At 46.4% G+C, this 15,407-nt stretch carries 17 protein-coding genes; 11 read left to right on the forward strand and 6 right to left on the reverse strand.

Annotation, left to right across the window (positions count from 1 at the left end):
• The first annotated feature begins 87 nt into the window (after positions 1 to 87).
• The 8 genes from gspG to AB4133_RS19540 all read left to right on the forward strand — a co-directional run bounded on the left by gspG (position 88) and on the right by AB4133_RS19540 (position 5,860).
• Entirely contained in the window at positions 88 to 531 is a 444-nt protein-coding gene (gspG, locus tag AB4133_RS19505) for a type II secretion system major pseudopilin GspG (RefSeq protein WP_017062485.1), read from the forward strand.
• Positions 532 to 609: 78 nt separating this feature from the next.
• Positions 610 to 1,203: a type II secretion system minor pseudopilin GspH gene (gspH, locus tag AB4133_RS19510; protein WP_017062484.1), complete on the forward strand. Its 594-nt coding sequence runs from the start codon at positions 610 to 612 to the stop codon at positions 1,201 to 1,203.
• On the forward strand, positions 1,190 to 1,585 hold the full coding sequence (gene gspI / locus AB4133_RS19515; RefSeq protein ID WP_017062483.1) for a type II secretion system minor pseudopilin GspI: 396 nt from the start codon (positions 1,190 to 1,192) through the stop codon (positions 1,583 to 1,585). Before gspH ends, gspI begins: the two co-directional genes overlap by 14 nt.
• Positions 1,572 to 2,339, forward strand: coding sequence for a type II secretion system minor pseudopilin GspJ (gene gspJ, locus AB4133_RS19520; protein WP_017063073.1), 768 nt, complete (start codon positions 1,572 to 1,574; stop codon positions 2,337 to 2,339). The genes gspI and gspJ overlap by 14 nt, the downstream gene beginning before the upstream one ends.
• Positions 2,323 to 3,372, forward strand: a complete 1,050-nt coding sequence (gene gspK / locus AB4133_RS19525) for a type II secretion system minor pseudopilin GspK (protein ID WP_372225421.1) — start codon at positions 2,323 to 2,325, stop codon at positions 3,370 to 3,372. The genes gspJ and gspK overlap by 17 nt, the downstream gene beginning before the upstream one ends.
• Complete coding sequence (gspL, locus tag AB4133_RS19530; protein WP_017062480.1) at positions 3,341 to 4,570, forward strand: type II secretion system protein GspL; 1,230 nt, start codon at positions 3,341 to 3,343, stop codon at positions 4,568 to 4,570. The genes gspK and gspL overlap by 32 nt, the downstream gene beginning before the upstream one ends.
• Positions 4,571 to 4,590: 20 nt before the next feature.
• Positions 4,591 to 5,079, forward strand: coding sequence for a type II secretion system protein M (locus tag AB4133_RS19535; protein WP_372225423.1), 489 nt, complete (start codon positions 4,591 to 4,593; stop codon positions 5,077 to 5,079).
• 1 nt (position 5,080) lies between these two features.
• Entirely contained in the window at positions 5,081 to 5,860 is a 780-nt protein-coding gene (locus AB4133_RS19540) for a type II secretion system protein N (RefSeq protein ID WP_372225425.1), read from the forward strand.
• Between the two features lie 119 nt (positions 5,861 to 5,979).
• Here AB4133_RS19540 and cysQ read toward each other — a convergent pair whose 3' ends face one another.
• The 4 genes from cysQ to AB4133_RS19560 form a co-directional block, all read right to left on the reverse strand.
• Positions 5,980 to 6,807, reverse strand: coding sequence for a 3'(2'),5'-bisphosphate nucleotidase CysQ (gene cysQ / locus AB4133_RS19545; protein WP_017062477.1), 828 nt, complete (start codon positions 6,805 to 6,807; stop codon positions 5,980 to 5,982).
• Between the two features lie 36 nt (positions 6,808 to 6,843).
• Positions 6,844 to 7,395: an ADP compounds hydrolase NudE gene (nudE, locus tag AB4133_RS19550; RefSeq protein ID WP_017062476.1), complete on the reverse strand. Its 552-nt coding sequence runs from the start codon at positions 7,393 to 7,395 to the stop codon at positions 6,844 to 6,846.
• A gap of 289 nt (positions 7,396 to 7,684) precedes the next feature.
• Positions 7,685 to 8,269, reverse strand: a complete 585-nt coding sequence (nfuA, locus tag AB4133_RS19555) for a Fe-S biogenesis protein NfuA (RefSeq protein WP_004741449.1) — start codon at positions 8,267 to 8,269, stop codon at positions 7,685 to 7,687.
• A gap of 109 nt (positions 8,270 to 8,378) precedes the next feature.
• Positions 8,379 to 9,092 carry a ComF family protein gene (locus tag AB4133_RS19560; RefSeq protein WP_170962812.1) on the reverse strand — a complete coding sequence of 238 codons (714 nt, stop codon included), beginning with the start codon at positions 9,090 to 9,092 and terminating at the stop codon, positions 8,379 to 8,381.
• A 93-nt stretch (positions 9,093 to 9,185) separates the two neighbouring features.
• On the opposite strand from AB4133_RS19560, the gene bioH reads away from it, so the two are divergent.
• Entirely contained in the window at positions 9,186 to 9,962 is a 777-nt protein-coding gene (gene bioH, locus AB4133_RS19565) for a pimeloyl-ACP methyl ester esterase BioH (RefSeq protein ID WP_017063077.1), read from the forward strand.
• Positions 9,963 to 10,317: 355 nt separating this feature from the next.
• Positions 10,318 to 10,791: a hypothetical protein gene (locus AB4133_RS19570; RefSeq protein WP_017063078.1), complete on the forward strand. Its 474-nt coding sequence runs from the start codon at positions 10,318 to 10,320 to the stop codon at positions 10,789 to 10,791.
• Positions 10,792 to 10,918: 127 nt separating this feature from the next.
• Here AB4133_RS19570 and AB4133_RS19575 read toward each other — a convergent pair whose 3' ends face one another.
• Both AB4133_RS19575 and greB read right to left on the reverse strand, forming a co-directional pair.
• On the reverse strand, positions 10,919 to 13,249 hold the full coding sequence (locus tag AB4133_RS19575) for a Tex family protein (protein WP_372225427.1): 2,331 nt from the start codon (positions 13,247 to 13,249) through the stop codon (positions 10,919 to 10,921).
• 663 nt (positions 13,250 to 13,912) lie between these two features.
• The gene (greB, locus tag AB4133_RS19580) at positions 13,913 to 14,395 is read right to left on the reverse strand and encodes a transcription elongation factor GreB (protein WP_017062470.1); all 483 of its coding nucleotides are present in this window, start codon (positions 14,393 to 14,395) and stop codon (positions 13,913 to 13,915) included.
• A 178-nt stretch (positions 14,396 to 14,573) separates the two neighbouring features.
• Here greB and ompR point away from each other — a divergent pair, with 178 nt between their 5' ends.
• Positions 14,574 to 15,293, forward strand: a complete 720-nt coding sequence (gene ompR, locus AB4133_RS19585; RefSeq protein WP_008218409.1) for a two-component system response regulator OmpR — start codon at positions 14,574 to 14,576, stop codon at positions 15,291 to 15,293.
• Positions 15,294 to 15,407 lie beyond the last annotated feature (114 nt).

Consider the following 15,407-nt stretch of genomic DNA (forward strand, 5'->3'; position numbering starts at 1 on the left):
CAACTGCTCATAAGACGTTAGTTTTTGGATTAACGAGAAGAAGGACATTATTACCTTCAACTCGCTGTCTGTAATTTGGAGAAAATAATGAAAAACAGAATGAAGAAACAATCAGGCTTTACCCTATTAGAAGTGATGGTTGTTGTGGTTATCCTTGGCGTATTGGCGAGCTTTGTTGTACCTAACCTATTGGGTAACAAAGAGAAGGCTGACCAACAAAAAGCCATCACTGATATTGTGGCGCTAGAGAACGCGCTAGATATGTACAAACTGGATAACAGCGTTTACCCAACAACGGATCAAGGTCTTGATGCATTGGTTTCTAAGCCAAGCAGCCCAGAGCCTCGTAACTACCGCGACGGTGGCTACATCAAGCGTCTGCCAAACGACCCATGGGGTAACGAGTACCAATACCTAAGCCCTGGTGATAACGGCACTATTGATATTTTCACTCTTGGTGCTGATGGCCAAGAAGGTGGTGAAGGTATTGCGGCGGATATCGGCAACTGGAACATGCAGGATTTCCAATAAGCTTCAGCTTATTGTTTGATTCGTTATTGATGCTTGATACGTTATTGATGGTAGGACGTAAACAGATGGAGTCTAAAGGTGAAAACTAAGCAAACACAGCCAGGTTTCACCTTGATTGAGATTCTCTTGGTGTTGGTACTACTGTCAGTAACGGCGGTTGCGGTGATCGCGACCATTCCTACCAATAGCAAAGATGTTGCTAAAAAATACGCTCAAAGCTTTTATCAGCGAGTTCAATTACTCAATGAAGAGGCTATTTTGAGCGGCTTAGATTTTGGCGTTCGAGTTGATGAAAAGAAATCGACCTATGTACTGATGGCGCTTAAGTCTGAAGGCTGGCAAGAAGTCGATTTTGAAAAAATCCCCTCTTTAACTGAACTACCGGAAGAACTCGCATTGTCACTGACCTTAGGTGGTGGCGCATGGGAAGACGATGATCGGTTGTTCAACCCAGGAAGCTTGTTTGATGAAGATATGTTTGCTGATCTTGAAGAGGAAAAGAAGCCGAAACCACCACAGATCTACATCTTGTCGAGTGCTGAAATGACGCCATTTGTATTGTCGTTTTATCCAAATACCGGAGACACCATACAAGATGGTTGGCGTATTCGAGTATTGGACAATGGTGTGATTCGACTGCTAGAACCGGGAGAAGAAGATGAAGAGGAATAACCGTTCTCCTTATCGTTTTCGTGGTATGCCCCTTGGTTCTCGAGGAATGACGCTGCTTGAGGTATTGGTTGCGCTCGCTATCTTTGCGACTGCGGCGATCAGTGTGATTCGTGCTGTTACTCAGCACATCAATACCCTCAGTTATCTCGAAGAAAAAACCTTCGCGGCTATGGTCGTTGATAATCAAATGGCTTTGGTGATGCTGCATCCTGAGAAGCTAAAAAAAGCGCAGGGCACACAAGAGTTGGCCGAGAGAGAGTGGTTTTGGAAGGTCACGCCAATCGATACTAGCGATGATTTATTAAAGGCGTTTGATGTGAGTGTGGCAACCAGTAAACAAGCTTCTCCAGTGGTCACGGTGCGCAGCTATGTGGTCAAGTAAAAGCGTGTCGTTAGCTCAGAGCAAGTCGCTAAGTAAGAGCATGTCCGCCAATAAGCGTGTGCCTCGTAAACAAGGACTATCTTCGAAAGGGAGAGGCTTTACCTTAATTGAGGTTTTGGTCTCGATCGCTATCTTTGCCACGTTAAGCATGGCGGCTTATCAGGTAGTCAATCAGGTTCAGCGCAGCAACGAGCTTTCAATCGAGCGCAGTGCTCGTTTAAATCAACTGCAACGTAGCTTAGTCATTTTAGATAATGATTTTCGCCAGATGGCGGTGCGACAATTTCGTACCAACGGTGAAGAAGCATCATCTAAGCTGATCTTAATTAAAGAGTATTTACTGGATTCCGACAGCGTTGGCATCATGTTTACTCGCCTTGGCTGGCATAACCCACAGCAGCAGTTTCCTCGCGGAGAAGTCACCAAAGTGGGTTACCGCATTAAAGAAGAAACGCTTGAGCGTGTGTGGTGGCGCTACCCCGATACTCCTGCAGGACAAGAAGGTGTGATTACGCCTTTGCTTGATGATGTTGAAAGCTTGGAATTCGAGTTTTATGACGGAAGCCGCTGGGGGAAAGAGTGGCAAGCCGACAAATCGCTACCGAAAGCGGTAAGGTTAAAGCTAACCTTGAAAGATTATGGTGAGATAGAGCGTATTTATCTCACCCCTGGTGGCACGCTAGATCAGGCCGATGATTCTTCAAACAGTGACTCTTCAAGTAGTAATGAGGGGAATAATGACTCATCGAACTAATAAGTTTGCACTGACAAGGTCTGCCATGGGGCGCAAGCAGCGAGGTGTTGCGCTGATCATTATCCTGATGCTACTGGCGATAATGGCAACCATCGCAGGCAGTATGTCGGAACGCCTGTTTACTCAATTTAAGCGCGTGGGCAATCAACTGAGTTACCAACAGGCTTACTGGTACAGCATTGGTGTCGAAGCGCTGGTGCAAGACGGCATTAGGCAAAGCTACAAAGACAGTGATACCGTCAACTTGAGTCAACCATGGGCGTTAGAAGAACAGGTATACCCGTTGGATTATGGTCAAGTTAAAGGCCGTATTGTTGATGCTCAGGCATGTTTTAATCTTAATGCGTTGGCTGGTGTGGCGACGACTTCAAGTAACCAAACACCTTATTTAATTACGGTTTGGCAAACCTTGTTGGAAAACCAAGATATTGAGCCTTATCAGGCCGAGGTTATCGCACATTCAAGCTGGGAATTTGTTGATAGTGATACCCGAACCACCTCTTCAGCAGGTGTCGAAGACAGTACTTATGAGGCGATGAAGCCATCTTATTTGGCAGCGAATGGCTTAATGGCCGATGAGTCCGAGCTACGCTCGGTTTATCAAGTCACTGGTGAGGTGATGAATAAGGTTCGCCCCTTTGTTTGTGCTCTGCCGAGCGACGATTTCCGTTTGAATGTGAATACTCTTACGGAAAAGCAGGCGCCGTTATTGGAAGCGATGTTTGCCCCCGGCTTAAGTGAATCGGATGCCAAACAGCTGATAGACAAACGCCCATTCGATGGTTGGGATACGGTGGATGCGTTTATGGCTGAGCCTGCTATTGTGGGTGTGAGTGCCGAAGTCAGCAAAAAAGCGAAAGCATATTTAACTGTAGATAGCGCCTATTTTGAGCTAGATGCAGAGGTATTAGTTGAGCAGTCACGTGTACGTATACGGACGCTTTTCTATAGTAGTAATCGAGAAACAGTGACGGTAGTACGCCGTCGTTTTGGAGGAATCAGTGAGCGAGTTTCTGACCGTTCGACTGAGTAGCGAACCACAAAGCCCTGTGCAGTGGTTAGTTTGGTCGACAAGCCAACAAGAAGTGATAGCAAGTGGCGAACTGTCTAGCTGGGAGCAGCTGGATGAGTTAACGCCTTACGCTGAAAAGCGTAGCTGTATCGCTTTATTGCCGGGAAATGAATGCTTAATTAAGCGTGTTGAGATCCCGAAAGGTGCTGCTCGCCAGTTCGATTCTATGCTGCCGTTTTTATTAGAAGACGAAGTCGCACAAGATATCGAAGACTTACACCTGACTATTTTAGAGAAAGACGCAACGCACGCGACAGTGTGTGGTGTGGAACGTGATTGGCTTAAGCAGGCGCTGGATACTTTCCGCGAAGCGAACATTATCTTTCGTAAAGTATTGCCTGATACCTTAGCGTTGCCTTTAGAAGATCAGGGCATCAGTGCGCTGCAGATCGACCAACATTGGTTATTGCGTCAAAGCAACTATCAAGCAGTGTCGATCAATGAGGCGTGGCTAGCGATGTTCTTACAAAGCGATTGGGTTGCCTTAGATGACGAAGAGCAATCACCAACGATTTTTAGCTACACCGCACTGCCAAGTGATGACGTTCAACTGCAAAGTGGCATTGAGTGGCAAGCTAAACCTGCGGAACTGGTGATGTCTTTACTGAGCCAACAAGCTATTACAAGTGGCGTAAACTTACTTACTGGCACCTTTAAAACCAAATCTTCATTCAGTAAGTACTGGCGTGTATGGCAAAAAGTAGCGATCGCAGCTTGTTTGCTGGTGGCGGTGATCGTCACTCAGCAAGTCTTAAAGGTTCAGCAGTACGAAGCACAAGCCGAAGCGTACCGAACGGAGAGTGAACGTATTTTTAGAAGCGTACTTCCGGGCAAGCAACGTATTCCGACGGTCAGCTACCTTAAGCGCCAGATGAACGACGAAGCTAAGAAGTATGGTGGCTCGGGTGATGGTGATTCCTTACTTGGATGGCTAGCGTTACTGCCAGAAACTTTAGGACAAGTGAAAGCCATCGAAGTGAATAGTATTCGCTACGACGGCAACCGCTCAGAGGTGAGATTGGAAGCGAAAAGTACTGACTTCCAATATTTCGAGACTGCGCGAGTGAAACTTGAAGAGAAGTTTACCGTTGAGCAAGGGCCATTGAATCGTAATGGTGATGCCGTATTTGGCAGCTTTACTCTTAAACCCCATCAATAACCTGCGTAAGGAGATCAGTGATGAGAAATATGATTGAGCCACTCCAAGCGTGGTGGACTTCAATAAGTCAAAGAGAGCAACGATTAGTTATTGGTTGCTCAATTCTGTTGGTGGTCGGTGTCGTTTATTGGGGGCTAATCCAGCCACTCAGTCAGCGAGCTGAACTCGCGCAGACCCGTATTCAAAGCGAGAAGCAACTACTGGCTTGGGTAACCAATAAAGCCAATGAAGTGGTTGAACTACGAGGCAGTGGTGGCATTAGTGCCAGTCAACCTCTGAACCAATCTGTGCCTGCTTCTATGCGTCGCTTTAATATCGAGCTGATACGTGTGCAACCACGGGGCGAGATGCTGCAAGTGTGGGTAAAACCGTTGCCTTTTAATAAGTTCGTTGACTGGCTAACATATCTGAAAGAAAAACAGGGTGTTGAGGTCGAGTTTATGGATATTGATCGCTCTGATAACCCTGGGGTTATTGACGTCAACCGACTACAGTTTAAACGAGGTTAATGTGAAACGCGGTTTATCTTTTAAGTATGGCCTGCTCTTCAGTAGCATCTTTATCGTCTTTTTCTCGGTCAGCTTGTTGCTGCACTTGCCGGCTTCTTTTGCTCTCAAGCAGGCTCCTGCTGTGCGCGGCTTGAATATTGAAGGTGTTGAAGGAACGGTTTGGCAGGGCAGCGCCAATAATATCGCCTGGCAGCGTGTTAATTACGGTTCAGTGCAGTGGGACTTCCAGTTTTCTAAGCTATTTCAAGCCAAAGCAGAACTGGCGGTTCGTTTTGGTCGTAACAGCGACATGAACTTGTCAGGTAAAGGGCGTGTCGGGTACAGCATGAGTGGCGCGTATGCAGAGAACTTAGTGGCCTCAATGCCTGCTATGAACGTGATGAAATACGCCCCAGCCATTCCAGTCCCGGTTTCAATTGGTGGAAAGGTTGAGCTGACGATCAAGCATGCGGTTCATGCTCAACCTTGGTGTCAGTCTGGTGAAGGTACTGTGGCTTGGTCTGGTGCTGCAGTCGATTCACCTGTTGGTTCGTTAGACCTTGGTCCTGTGATTGCGGACATAACCTGTGAAGACAGTACAATTGCAGCCAAAGGCGTTCAGAAGAGCACTCAAGTAGACAGTGAGTTCTCAGCGAGTCTAACATCTAACCAGCGCTACACATCTGCAGCGTGGTTTAAACCGGGTGTTGAATTCCCGCCAACGATGCAAAATCAGCTTAAATGGTTGGGTAATCCTGATAGCCAAGGTAAGTACCAGTTTACTTATCAAGGTCGTTTTTAGCTAAACGGCTAAGGGTCACTAAATTACGAGATATAAAAAACGGGCACCTCACTGAGGTGCCCGTTTTGTTTGTTCTGAGAATCTAGAGGATATCTGACAGTTAAAGGGAGCAAACTCGCCTAGTCTTTGCCTTGCAAAATTTCTACCCACGGTAAATCTGCATCACCGAGTACAATGAAGTTCGGGTTTTCTAGCGTTTCTCTTTCATTGTACGAAAGCGGTTCTAGTTGAGTACTTAAGATACGTCCGCCAGCTTCTTCAACAATGCACTGCGTTGCGGCGGTATCCCACTCTCCGGTTGGTCCAAGGCGCAGATAACAATCCACAGCGCCTTCTGCGACTAAACAGGCCTTAAGCGCTGCTGAGCCTAGAGGAACCAAATCATAATTCCATGCTGAGCTCATACGGCTAGTGATGCGATTGATGTCCTGGCGACGGCTGATCGCCATGGCGATTGACTGGTTTGGCAGCTCGTGACGATGCGTTTTGATTTTCACGCTGTCATTAAGGTCTGGGATCTTCCAAGCGCCTTTGCCACTGTAAGCGTAATAGCTCACACCTGAAACGGGTGCGTATACCACGCCCATCACTGGCTTGTTATGCTCGATTAGGGCGATAATTGTCGCGAAATCACCACTTCGTGCGATGAACTCCTGGGTGCCGTCCAGTGGGTCAACTAACCAGTAGCGATCCCATTGAGAGCGTTGCTCTAGGCTGATGTCGGCGTCTTCTTCGGATAATACGGGAATATCAGGCGTCAATTCACTGAGTTTTTTTAATATCAGCTTATGTGCTGCAAGATCGGCACTGGTTACTGGAGTGTCATCACTCTTAATGAACTCTTCGTAATCCTTTTTCTCGTAGATCTCTAAGATGAGTTGACCAGCAGAGCGAGCAATCTCAATGACAGAGGGTAGGAGGTGAGACAAATCTTTTGTTATTGGCATAAATGTTCTCTTACTCTTAGAGCGAGCCTGAATGTTCTAGTTATTGTTTAATACACGAAGGCTTAAAAGCAGGGCTGTAATACTCCGAGCCTCACAGAAATCGAGATGTGTTAACAGTTCTTCGGCTTGAGCAAGTGGCCAGCGCACAATATCGAGAGGCTCTGGCTCATCACCTTCTAGCTTTTCTGGGTAGAGGTCTTCTGCAATAAACAGCGTCATTTTGCTAGAGAAGTAAGAGGGTGCAAGGATCACTTCCTTCAGCGGAGTAAGCTTGTTGGCACCGAAGCCTATCTCTTCTTTGAGCTCGCGAACGGCGGCTTCGTTTGGCTGCTCACCTGGATCAATCAGCCCTTTTGGAAAGCCAAGTTCGTAGCGTTCAGTTCCCGCTGCATATTCACGTACTAATAGAATATCGCCTTGCTCAGTAATAGGAACCATCATCACTGCGTTGCGGCCGCTGGGCTTCATGCGTTCGTAAGTGCGCTCTTCGCCGTTTGAAAAGCGTAAGTCGAGAGACTCGATAGAGAATAGTCTTGATTGAGCGACAGTTTGTTTAGCCAAAATCTCTGGCTTGGTCCTTTTCGTCATTGCGCTCGCTCCTTAGCTCATTGGAATTCTTTCTTATAAAGTCATTCTAATATAGGGGAAATGACCTTGAGTTCCTAGATCCGAGTTTTCATATCCGAAAATTATTGAAGCAGGAATCGATTACGATCACTTGAATACCTTACTCAAGATGGTAACGAGGTGAAAATATGGTTGTATAGCAAAAGAGTATAGAGAGAACGCGATAGTCCTAACTTGCTTATCCACATAACAAAAAAGGTTGATGCTTGCGCATCAACCTTTCAAATAACAACTAACACTAAATCAGTGATTAGTAGTAAGAGTGCTCACCACGATCGTGCTCAGTTGCATCACGAACAGCAGTCAGTTCACCTTCAAACTGTTGAAGAAGTTCTTTCTCGATGCCTTCTTTTAGCGTTACATCAACCATAGAACAACCGTTACAACCACCACCGAATGCTACAATAGCTGCGCCGTCTTCAGTGATTTCTACCAAGCTAACGTGACCGCCGTGACCAGCAAGTTGTGGGTTAACTTGTGTTTGAATTGCGTATTCAACACGTTCTAGAAGTGGTGCATCGTCTGCGACTTTACGCATCTTAGCGTTTGGTGCTTTAAGCGTTAGCTGAGAGCCCATTTTGTCAGTAACGAAGTCAATTTCAGCTTCATCTAGGAACGGTAGGCTTAGCTCATCTACGTATGCAGAGAAAGCTTCGAATTTAAGCTCTGTGTCAGACGCTTCGATAGCATCTGTTGGGCAGTAAGAAACACCACACTCTGCGTTTTGTGTACCCGGGTTTACCACGAACACACGAATGTTTGTACCTTCAGGCTGCTGTGACAGCAGATTGGCAAAATGAGTTTGAGCTGTTTCTGTAATAGTAATATTTGACACGACGAATACCTGAGTAGATTTGTAGGTTATTAGCGCCATTCTACTCCTGTCAGATTTGTAATTCAGCCCTTTTTTGTTGGATTGCTGTACAAGTAGTGATTCACAGCTTTTATCCAGAGGGCTCAGGAGTGCGGCAGATGCAGTAAATATCAATCCTTTTAACGTCCACTTCAAGTAGTAATTGGCATAATTGATACACAGTACTGCCGGTGGTTACAACATCATCAATTATCGCGACGTGAGAGGGGATAGTTCCTTGAACGTCTTGTTTTCGCAGCGCAAAAGCGCTCTTTAGATTGTGTAATCGTGCGGATTTAGTCAGCCCCTGCTGGGAAGCCGTTGAGCGAATTCGACGAAAGAGCACATCACTTTCAACGCCAAGCTCTTGAGCCGTGTAGTCGGCTAGCAGCTTACTTTGATTAAAGCCGCGATGAGTATATCGACGCCAATGCAGCGGCACGCTGGTGATCAGCGGAGCAGGATATTCGATACGTGATGCCAATAGCTTAGATAGATCACGTGCAAACCAAAACTTATCAGCGTACTTCATTTGCTGAATGTAACCTGCTGTAGGGAAGGTGTAATCGCCGACACAGTAGAGGCGATGCCAAGGTGGAGGTTGAGATAAGCACTGTCCGCACTGCTCTACTGTGAGCAGTGTTTTTAAACCACATCGTTGGCAGCGTGGTACTGGCTGAAAGAGTTTGAGACAAGAATTGCACCATCGAGGATGTGTATCACTGGGCAGTTTATCAAGTTTGCACAGGTGGCATTGAGGTGTGACCAGACGTGGTGTGTGTTTTTGTAGCCAATCGGATAACATAGCTCGTGATGCTTTTGGGTTATGGTGTTCCTTTTGCTCACCATACTGAAAAGCGCGGATTATCGCTGATGGAAAAAGTAGGGAATATTGAGAATGAGTGACGCGTTATATTGGCATGTTTCTGGGCAAGGGCCTGATTTAGTACTGGTTCACGGCTGGGGAATGAACGGTGCGGTATGGCAACAAACCGTTAATGCATTACAAGCTGATTTTCGAGTGCATGTTGTCGATTTACCAGGGTATGGACACAGCGCGCACTGCCACGCTCAAGATCTTGAAGAGATTGCTCAGCAGCTTTTGGCCGAAGCACCAAAGCAAGCGATTTGGGTGGGTTGGTCACTTGGAGGCTTGGTCGCAACGCACATGGCTCTCCATCACTCAGATTACGTGAGCAAGCTGGTGACTGTCGCCAGTTCTCCCAAATTCGCCGCTGCAAAAGAGCCCGTGTTATGGCGAGGCATTCAGCCCAACGTATTAAGCGCATTCACCGAGCAACTGGTTGAAGATTTCCAAACCACCATCGAACGCTTTATGGCATTGCAAGCCATGGGCAGCCCTTCAGCAAGGCAAGATGTAAAACAACTCAAGCAAGCGGTGCTGTCTCGCCCGTTGCCGAACCCTGACTCATTATTGGCAGGATTAAAGATGCTGTCGGATGTCGATCTGCGTGAACAACTGCCTGAGATTTCAGTACCAATGCTACGCTTGTATGGTCGATTAGATGGATTGGTGCCAATCAAGGTTGCGAAAGACTTAGGCACAGCCTTGCCTCATACCGAGCAATACATATTTACCCAGTCTTCGCATGCACCGTTTATGACCGAAGCGGATGCCTTTTGCAGTGAGCTTGTCAGCTTCGCACAAAAATAATTGCTAAATATATATCCGGCTTGGTCGATATATAAGCTAATACCAATCACAGTAAGTAAGTGTTCAAAAATAGCGTAGGTAAAAGGCTTGAGAACAAGGCAGCTTTTTTTTGACAAGTAGTTTCGATAAGTAGTTATTCTACAATCAAAAAATTTAACGCCGTTATCGAGTATTTTAACAAGCTAGGATGATCAGTTATTTACTACGATTGGTATAACACCAACGTGTTGCTTGATACTCAGACCTAACTCTCTCCTGAGCTGATTGCGCTAAGTTGGGCTATGCCTGTTGTGCTGACTCACAGTACAACAGCGTTATAGCAAAAACGATGGGCGATTCTTGAGGAGAGTTCGCGATGATTGTGTCACCTGCAACTGCAGTGAGTGTGCCACTAATCGCCCCGTCCGTTAATGTGCAAACAGAGCAAGTTGCGCGTGATAATAGAGTCCGAGAGCCTGTTGCTCCCGCAGTAGCATTGGCGAGAACCAATGCAGAGCGTAAGGTAAAATCAGACGATAAACGAAGGCAGCAGTCGGCTTGGGATCCTTCAGACCATCCAGGTTATGAAATGGAGAACGAGTCAGAGGCCAATTCGGTTAGCCAAGAAGAGCCACAAGACCCTTTTGATCGGCTGTTCAGCTTATTGGCACTGAAAACATACAGTGCTGATCAAGGCAAAGGTTATACCATGCGTTTCCGCCTGCCAAAGCATGTTTTAGATGCGGCGATTCAGGAAGGACAGATGGAGAAACGACGTAAGGTCATAAAGTATCATTATGGTCATGCTGTTGCGCCTCATGCTCCATCAGAGATGTTGGTGGTCTTATAAATCAAAATTTTACGAGTCAACCAAGCTTCGATGTCTTTTTTGAACACATAATAAAAAAACCTGCATACCCTAAGGGATGCAGGTTTTCTGTTTTTAAGCTAATCCGTTTTTTAGGTGAGCTAACGGATTACTTTTTCGCTTTTGCAAAAGCAGCGGCAAATGCACCACCCATCGCGGCATTTTGTTGTGGCTCTTCACGACGGCGTTGGCCACCTTGTGAATTTTGATGCGAGCGGTTTTGTGTGCGAGGTGCACTTGAACGTTGAGCACGGTTGTCTTGTCCCGGCTCGTCCTTCATACGCATGCTTAGTGCAATACGTTTACGCTGAACATCCACTTCCATCACCTTCACTTTCACGATGTCGCCCGCTTTAACCACTTCACGTGGGTCAGAGACAAAGCGATCGGTGAGTGCTGAAATATGCACTAAGCCATCTTGGTGAACACCAATATCAACGAAGGCACCAAAGTTAGCCACGTTCGATACCACACCTTCTAGAATCATGCCTGGTTCTAGGTCTGAAACGCTGTTTACGCCATCTGCGAAGGTTGCAGTCTTGAACTCAGGGCGAGGGTCGCGTCCCGGCTTATCCAGCTCCTTGATGATGTCGGTGACCGTTGGAACACCAAAGTTTTCATTGGTGTAATCAACCGCGTGCAAACCACGTAAGAAGTCGGTGTTACCTACCAGAGATTTGATGTCTTTGTGGTTTTTCTCGGCAATGGTTTTCACTACTGGGTAAGCTTCTGGGTGAACCGATGATGCATCTAACGGGTTCTTACCATCCATAATACGTAGGAAACCAGCACACTGTTCAAAGGCTTTTGGCCCTAAGCGAGCGACTTTCTTTAGCGTAGTACGTGCTTCGAAGCGACCATTTTCATCACGGAAATCCACGATGTTCTGAGCGATGGTGCTAGAAAGGCCGGCTACGCGAGTAAGTAGCGCGGCAGACGCTGTATTCACATCAACGCCTACGGCGTTTACACAGTCTTCGACAATCGCATCTAGGCGCTTAGCGAGCATAGTTTGGCTCACATCGTGTTGGTATTGGCCCACACCGATCGATTTAGGGTCAATCTTCACTAGCTCTGCCAGTGGATCTTGCAGACGACGAGCAATAGACACCGCACCACGAATTGATACATCCATGTTCGGGAACTCTTTTGCAGCTAGTTCAGACGCGGAATACACCGATGCGCCCGCTTCGCTAACAATGATCTTTTGCGCTTTTAGGTTGCCGCGTTTAATTACGTCAGCCACAAAGCTGTCGGTTTCGCGTGAAGCCGTACCGTTACCAATCGCAATCAAATCAACATTGAATTGACGAACCATCTGCTCAACCACATGTGCCGATTTGTCGTATTGCTTTTGAGGTGGGTGAGGGTAAATAGTTTCTGTTGCCAAAACCTTACCGGTTGAATCCACGACAGCGATTTTCGAACCGGTACGTAAACCTGGGTCCAAGCCTAAGGTTGCTCGAGGACCAGCTGGCGCTGCCATGAGTAGGTCTTTTAGGTTGGTTGCGAATACTTCAATCGCTTCGATCTCTGCACGCTCTTTCATTGCGCCCATCAATTCAGTTTCCATGTGCATAGAAACCTTAATGCGCCATGCCCAGCTGATCACTTGCTTACGCCACGCGTCCGCAGGAGCACTGCTCAGAGTAATGCCGTAGTGATCAGAGATAATGTTCTCACAGTATGAACCACGTACACCTTCTTCTTGCTCAGGATCGGCATTCATCGCCAGTGTTAGGAAGCCTTCATTGCGGCCACGCAGCATGGCAAGTGCACGGTGAGACGGCACTTTGCTGAGTGTTTCGTTGTGCTCGAAGTAGTCTTTGAACTTCTCGCCTTCTTGCTCTTTACCTGTCACTACACGAGCGACTAGCTCTGAGTTGCGTGTTAGGTGTTGGCGAATCTTTTCAAGCAAGTTCGCATCTTCCGCAATGCGCTCCATGATGATCGCACGAGCGCCATCGAGTGCAGCTTTGGTATCGGCAATGCCTTTATCGCTGCTGATGAAGTTAGCGGCTTCCGTTTCCGGATCGTGCTGTGGTTCATTCCATAACGTATCGGCAAGTGGCTCTAAGCCCGCTTCAATCGCGATCTGACCTTTGGTACGGCGCTTTGGTTTGTATGGTAGGTATAAATCTTCTAGGCGAGTCTTGCTGTCTGCTTGAGTGATATCACGCTCGAGTTCTGGCGTGAGTTTTCCTTGGTCTTGAATCGACTTAAGAATTGTTTGGCGACGATCGTCTAGCTCGCGAAGGTATGAAAGGCGGCTATCAAGGTTACGTAGTTGGGTATCGTCTAAGCCACCCGTAACTTCTTTACGGTAGCGGGCAATAAAGGGAACGGTGTTACCGTCGTCAATTAGGTTTACTGCGGCAGTGACTTGCTCAGAACGGACATTCAGTTCTTCAGCAATCAGTCGACAGATAGCTTGGCTCATCCGATGAATCTCTTATTTAATATCATGACAAATATATGGGGGTGAGCGTACGCTTTTTCTAGCTTTGGCTGTGTAATTATCCTGTCAGAAGTCGAATTTCCGTTTCTGATACCCGCTTTGTGCGAGATCTCTTACAAGTGATGTGAGACTAAGTCGCTTTAGACCGATGAAATCGTCTTGATGTTACACTAAGTAGCTGATTTTATTTGATTGTGTGTTTGTGGGCGTATTTCTCACCTGAAATGTTTTTTAAGACTATCTAGGAAACCCGGCCATTTGCCGTAATATTTAACTTGTCGACAGGGAGTTGGCAGGAACAGGAAAAAGCCTAATGGACTAGGTATCTTCAGGATGAAGATTTGATTACTTAGGATGAGTGGTCAGCAAGGAAGTGATAATCTCTGGATGAGATTCGCCAGTCAGGATGACAGGCTAGAATGGACACCGCTAGGATGGCGATGAACAAAAAGGAAATTGGTTAAAGGATTTAGCCACTATCAAGGAAAGATGCAGGGAGCACCTTATCTCGAAGAGATAAACAGTAGCCGGATTGCTGCGATAGAGACTTAACCCCGCTAGGCGAAAGCCTTGCGGGGTTTTCTTTTATCTGGAGTTTGGGTTTGCTGAACACTCAGTTTATCGCTAAGTGTTTATTAAGTTTGGTTATTCGTTGTCTGCGTAGCGAATCGAGTTAATGAACCACTCTTTGTCGCCTTCCGGTGTTTTTACCGTAAACTCGTCATCTACTTCTTTCTTGAGCAGAGCTCTAGCCATTGGTGAGTCGATAGAGATATAGCCTTTAGCATCGCCGTAGATCTCTTCTGGGCCGACAATTCGAAACTTCTTAATTTCCCCATCATCATTCTCAATTTCGACCCAAGCACCGAAAAATACCTTACCTTCTTGTTGTGGCGAGTAATCAACGATCGTGACATCAGGTAGGAACTTTCTTAAAAAACGCACTCGGCGATCGATCTGACGAAGTAGACGCTTATTGAAGGTGTAATCTGCGTTTTCTGAGCGATCTCCAAGGCTTGCCGCCCAAGTGACTATCTTAGTAATTTCAGGGCGTTTCTCGTGCCATAAGTGGTCATGTTCTGCTTTGAGCTTGTTATAACCTTCTCGAGTAATAAGTTTGGTTTTCATAAATCTGACTTAATGAAATGATGATCTAAGATAGAATATATAGAAAGGCAACATACGTTAACAATTATTTAGGCGACTTTTTCTCCAATAATGTTACATTTTTAATGTCTTATACCAATATACAATTTACCAAGAATGCTTAACCTTAGGTTTAAGCTTTAATAGGTGGAACCATTACATGCAAGAAAACTACAAAATTTTAGTGGTCGATGACGATGCTCGTTTACGTGCACTGTTAGAGCGCTATCTGTCAGAGCAGGGCTTTCAAGTGCGTAGCGTGGCAAACAGTGAGCAGATGGACCGCCTGTTAACCCGTGAAAATTTTCACTTGATGGTATTGGATTTAATGTTGCCGGGCGAAGATGGTCTATCGATCTGTCGTCGTCTACGAAACGCAAACAACTCGCTACCAATCCTGATGCTTACTGCAAAGGGTGATGAAGTGGATCGCATTGTGGGCTTGGAAGTGGGTGCTGATGATTACCTGCCAAAACCATTTAATCCACGTGAACTGCTTGCTCGTATTAAAGCTGTACTGCGTCGCCAAGTCATTGAAGCACCGGGTGCACCAAGCACAGAAGAGTCTGTGGTTGAGTTTGGTGAGTTCCGCTTGAACTTAGGTACTCGCGAAATGTTCCGCGGTGAAGAGCCAATGCCGCTTACTTCGGGTGAATTTGCGGTTCTTAAGTCCTTGGTAACGAATGCTCGTGAGCCAATGTCTCGCGATAAGCTGATGAACATGGCTCGTGGCCGTGAGTATTCAGCAATGGAACGTTCTATCGATGTTCAGATTTCACGTCTGCGTCGTCTAGTTGAAGAAGATCCAAGCAAACCTCGCTACATCCAAACGGTGTGGGGCTTGGGTTATGTATTCGTTCCAGATGGCAAAGCTGTGTAATTCAGCTTAATAAGCTCTACAGTAGCTTTATCGATTCTGTGAATCTTACGGGTCATCTCATTAATATGCGATGGCCCGTTTTCTATTCAGCACAATGGTTTAGAGTTATAGTCA

It is taken from the genome of Vibrio sp. 10N.286.52.F8, from assembly GCF_041468745.1.
Taxonomy (GTDB): Bacteria; Pseudomonadota; Gammaproteobacteria; order Enterobacterales; family Vibrionaceae; genus Vibrio; species Vibrio crassostreae_C.

What these genes read in the sequence shown, in the direction of transcription:
- cysQ (WP_017062477.1), bottom strand. Translation starts at nt 6,807, where the DNA reads ATGCCAATAACAAAAGATTTGTCTCACCTCCTACCCTCTGTCATTGAG.
- bioH (WP_017063077.1), top strand. Translation starts at nt 9,186, where the DNA reads ATGAGTGACGCGTTATATTGGCATGTTTCTGGGCAAGGGCCTGATTTA.
- gspJ (WP_017063073.1), top strand. Translation starts at nt 1,572, where the DNA reads ATGTGGTCAAGTAAAAGCGTGTCGTTAGCTCAGAGCAAGTCGCTAAGT.
- greB (WP_017062470.1), bottom strand. Translation starts at nt 14,395, where the DNA reads ATGAAAACCAAACTTATTACTCGAGAAGGTTATAACAAGCTCAAAGCA.
- AB4133_RS19535 (WP_372225423.1), top strand. Translation starts at nt 4,591, where the DNA reads ATGAGAAATATGATTGAGCCACTCCAAGCGTGGTGGACTTCAATAAGT.
- nudE (WP_017062476.1), bottom strand. Translation starts at nt 7,395, where the DNA reads ATGACGAAAAGGACCAAGCCAGAGATTTTGGCTAAACAAACTGTCGCT.
- AB4133_RS19570 (WP_017063078.1), top strand. Translation starts at nt 10,318, where the DNA reads ATGATTGTGTCACCTGCAACTGCAGTGAGTGTGCCACTAATCGCCCCG.
- AB4133_RS19575 (WP_372225427.1), bottom strand. Translation starts at nt 13,249, where the DNA reads ATGAGCCAAGCTATCTGTCGACTGATTGCTGAAGAACTGAATGTCCGT.
- gspK (WP_372225421.1), top strand. Translation starts at nt 2,323, where the DNA reads ATGACTCATCGAACTAATAAGTTTGCACTGACAAGGTCTGCCATGGGG.
- AB4133_RS19560 (WP_170962812.1), bottom strand. Translation starts at nt 9,092, where the DNA reads ATGTTATCCGATTGGCTACAAAAACACACACCACGTCTGGTCACACCT.
- gspI (WP_017062483.1), top strand. Translation starts at nt 1,190, where the DNA reads ATGAAGAGGAATAACCGTTCTCCTTATCGTTTTCGTGGTATGCCCCTT.
- ompR (WP_008218409.1), top strand. Translation starts at nt 14,574, where the DNA reads ATGCAAGAAAACTACAAAATTTTAGTGGTCGATGACGATGCTCGTTTA.
- gspG (WP_017062485.1), top strand. Translation starts at nt 88, where the DNA reads ATGAAAAACAGAATGAAGAAACAATCAGGCTTTACCCTATTAGAAGTG.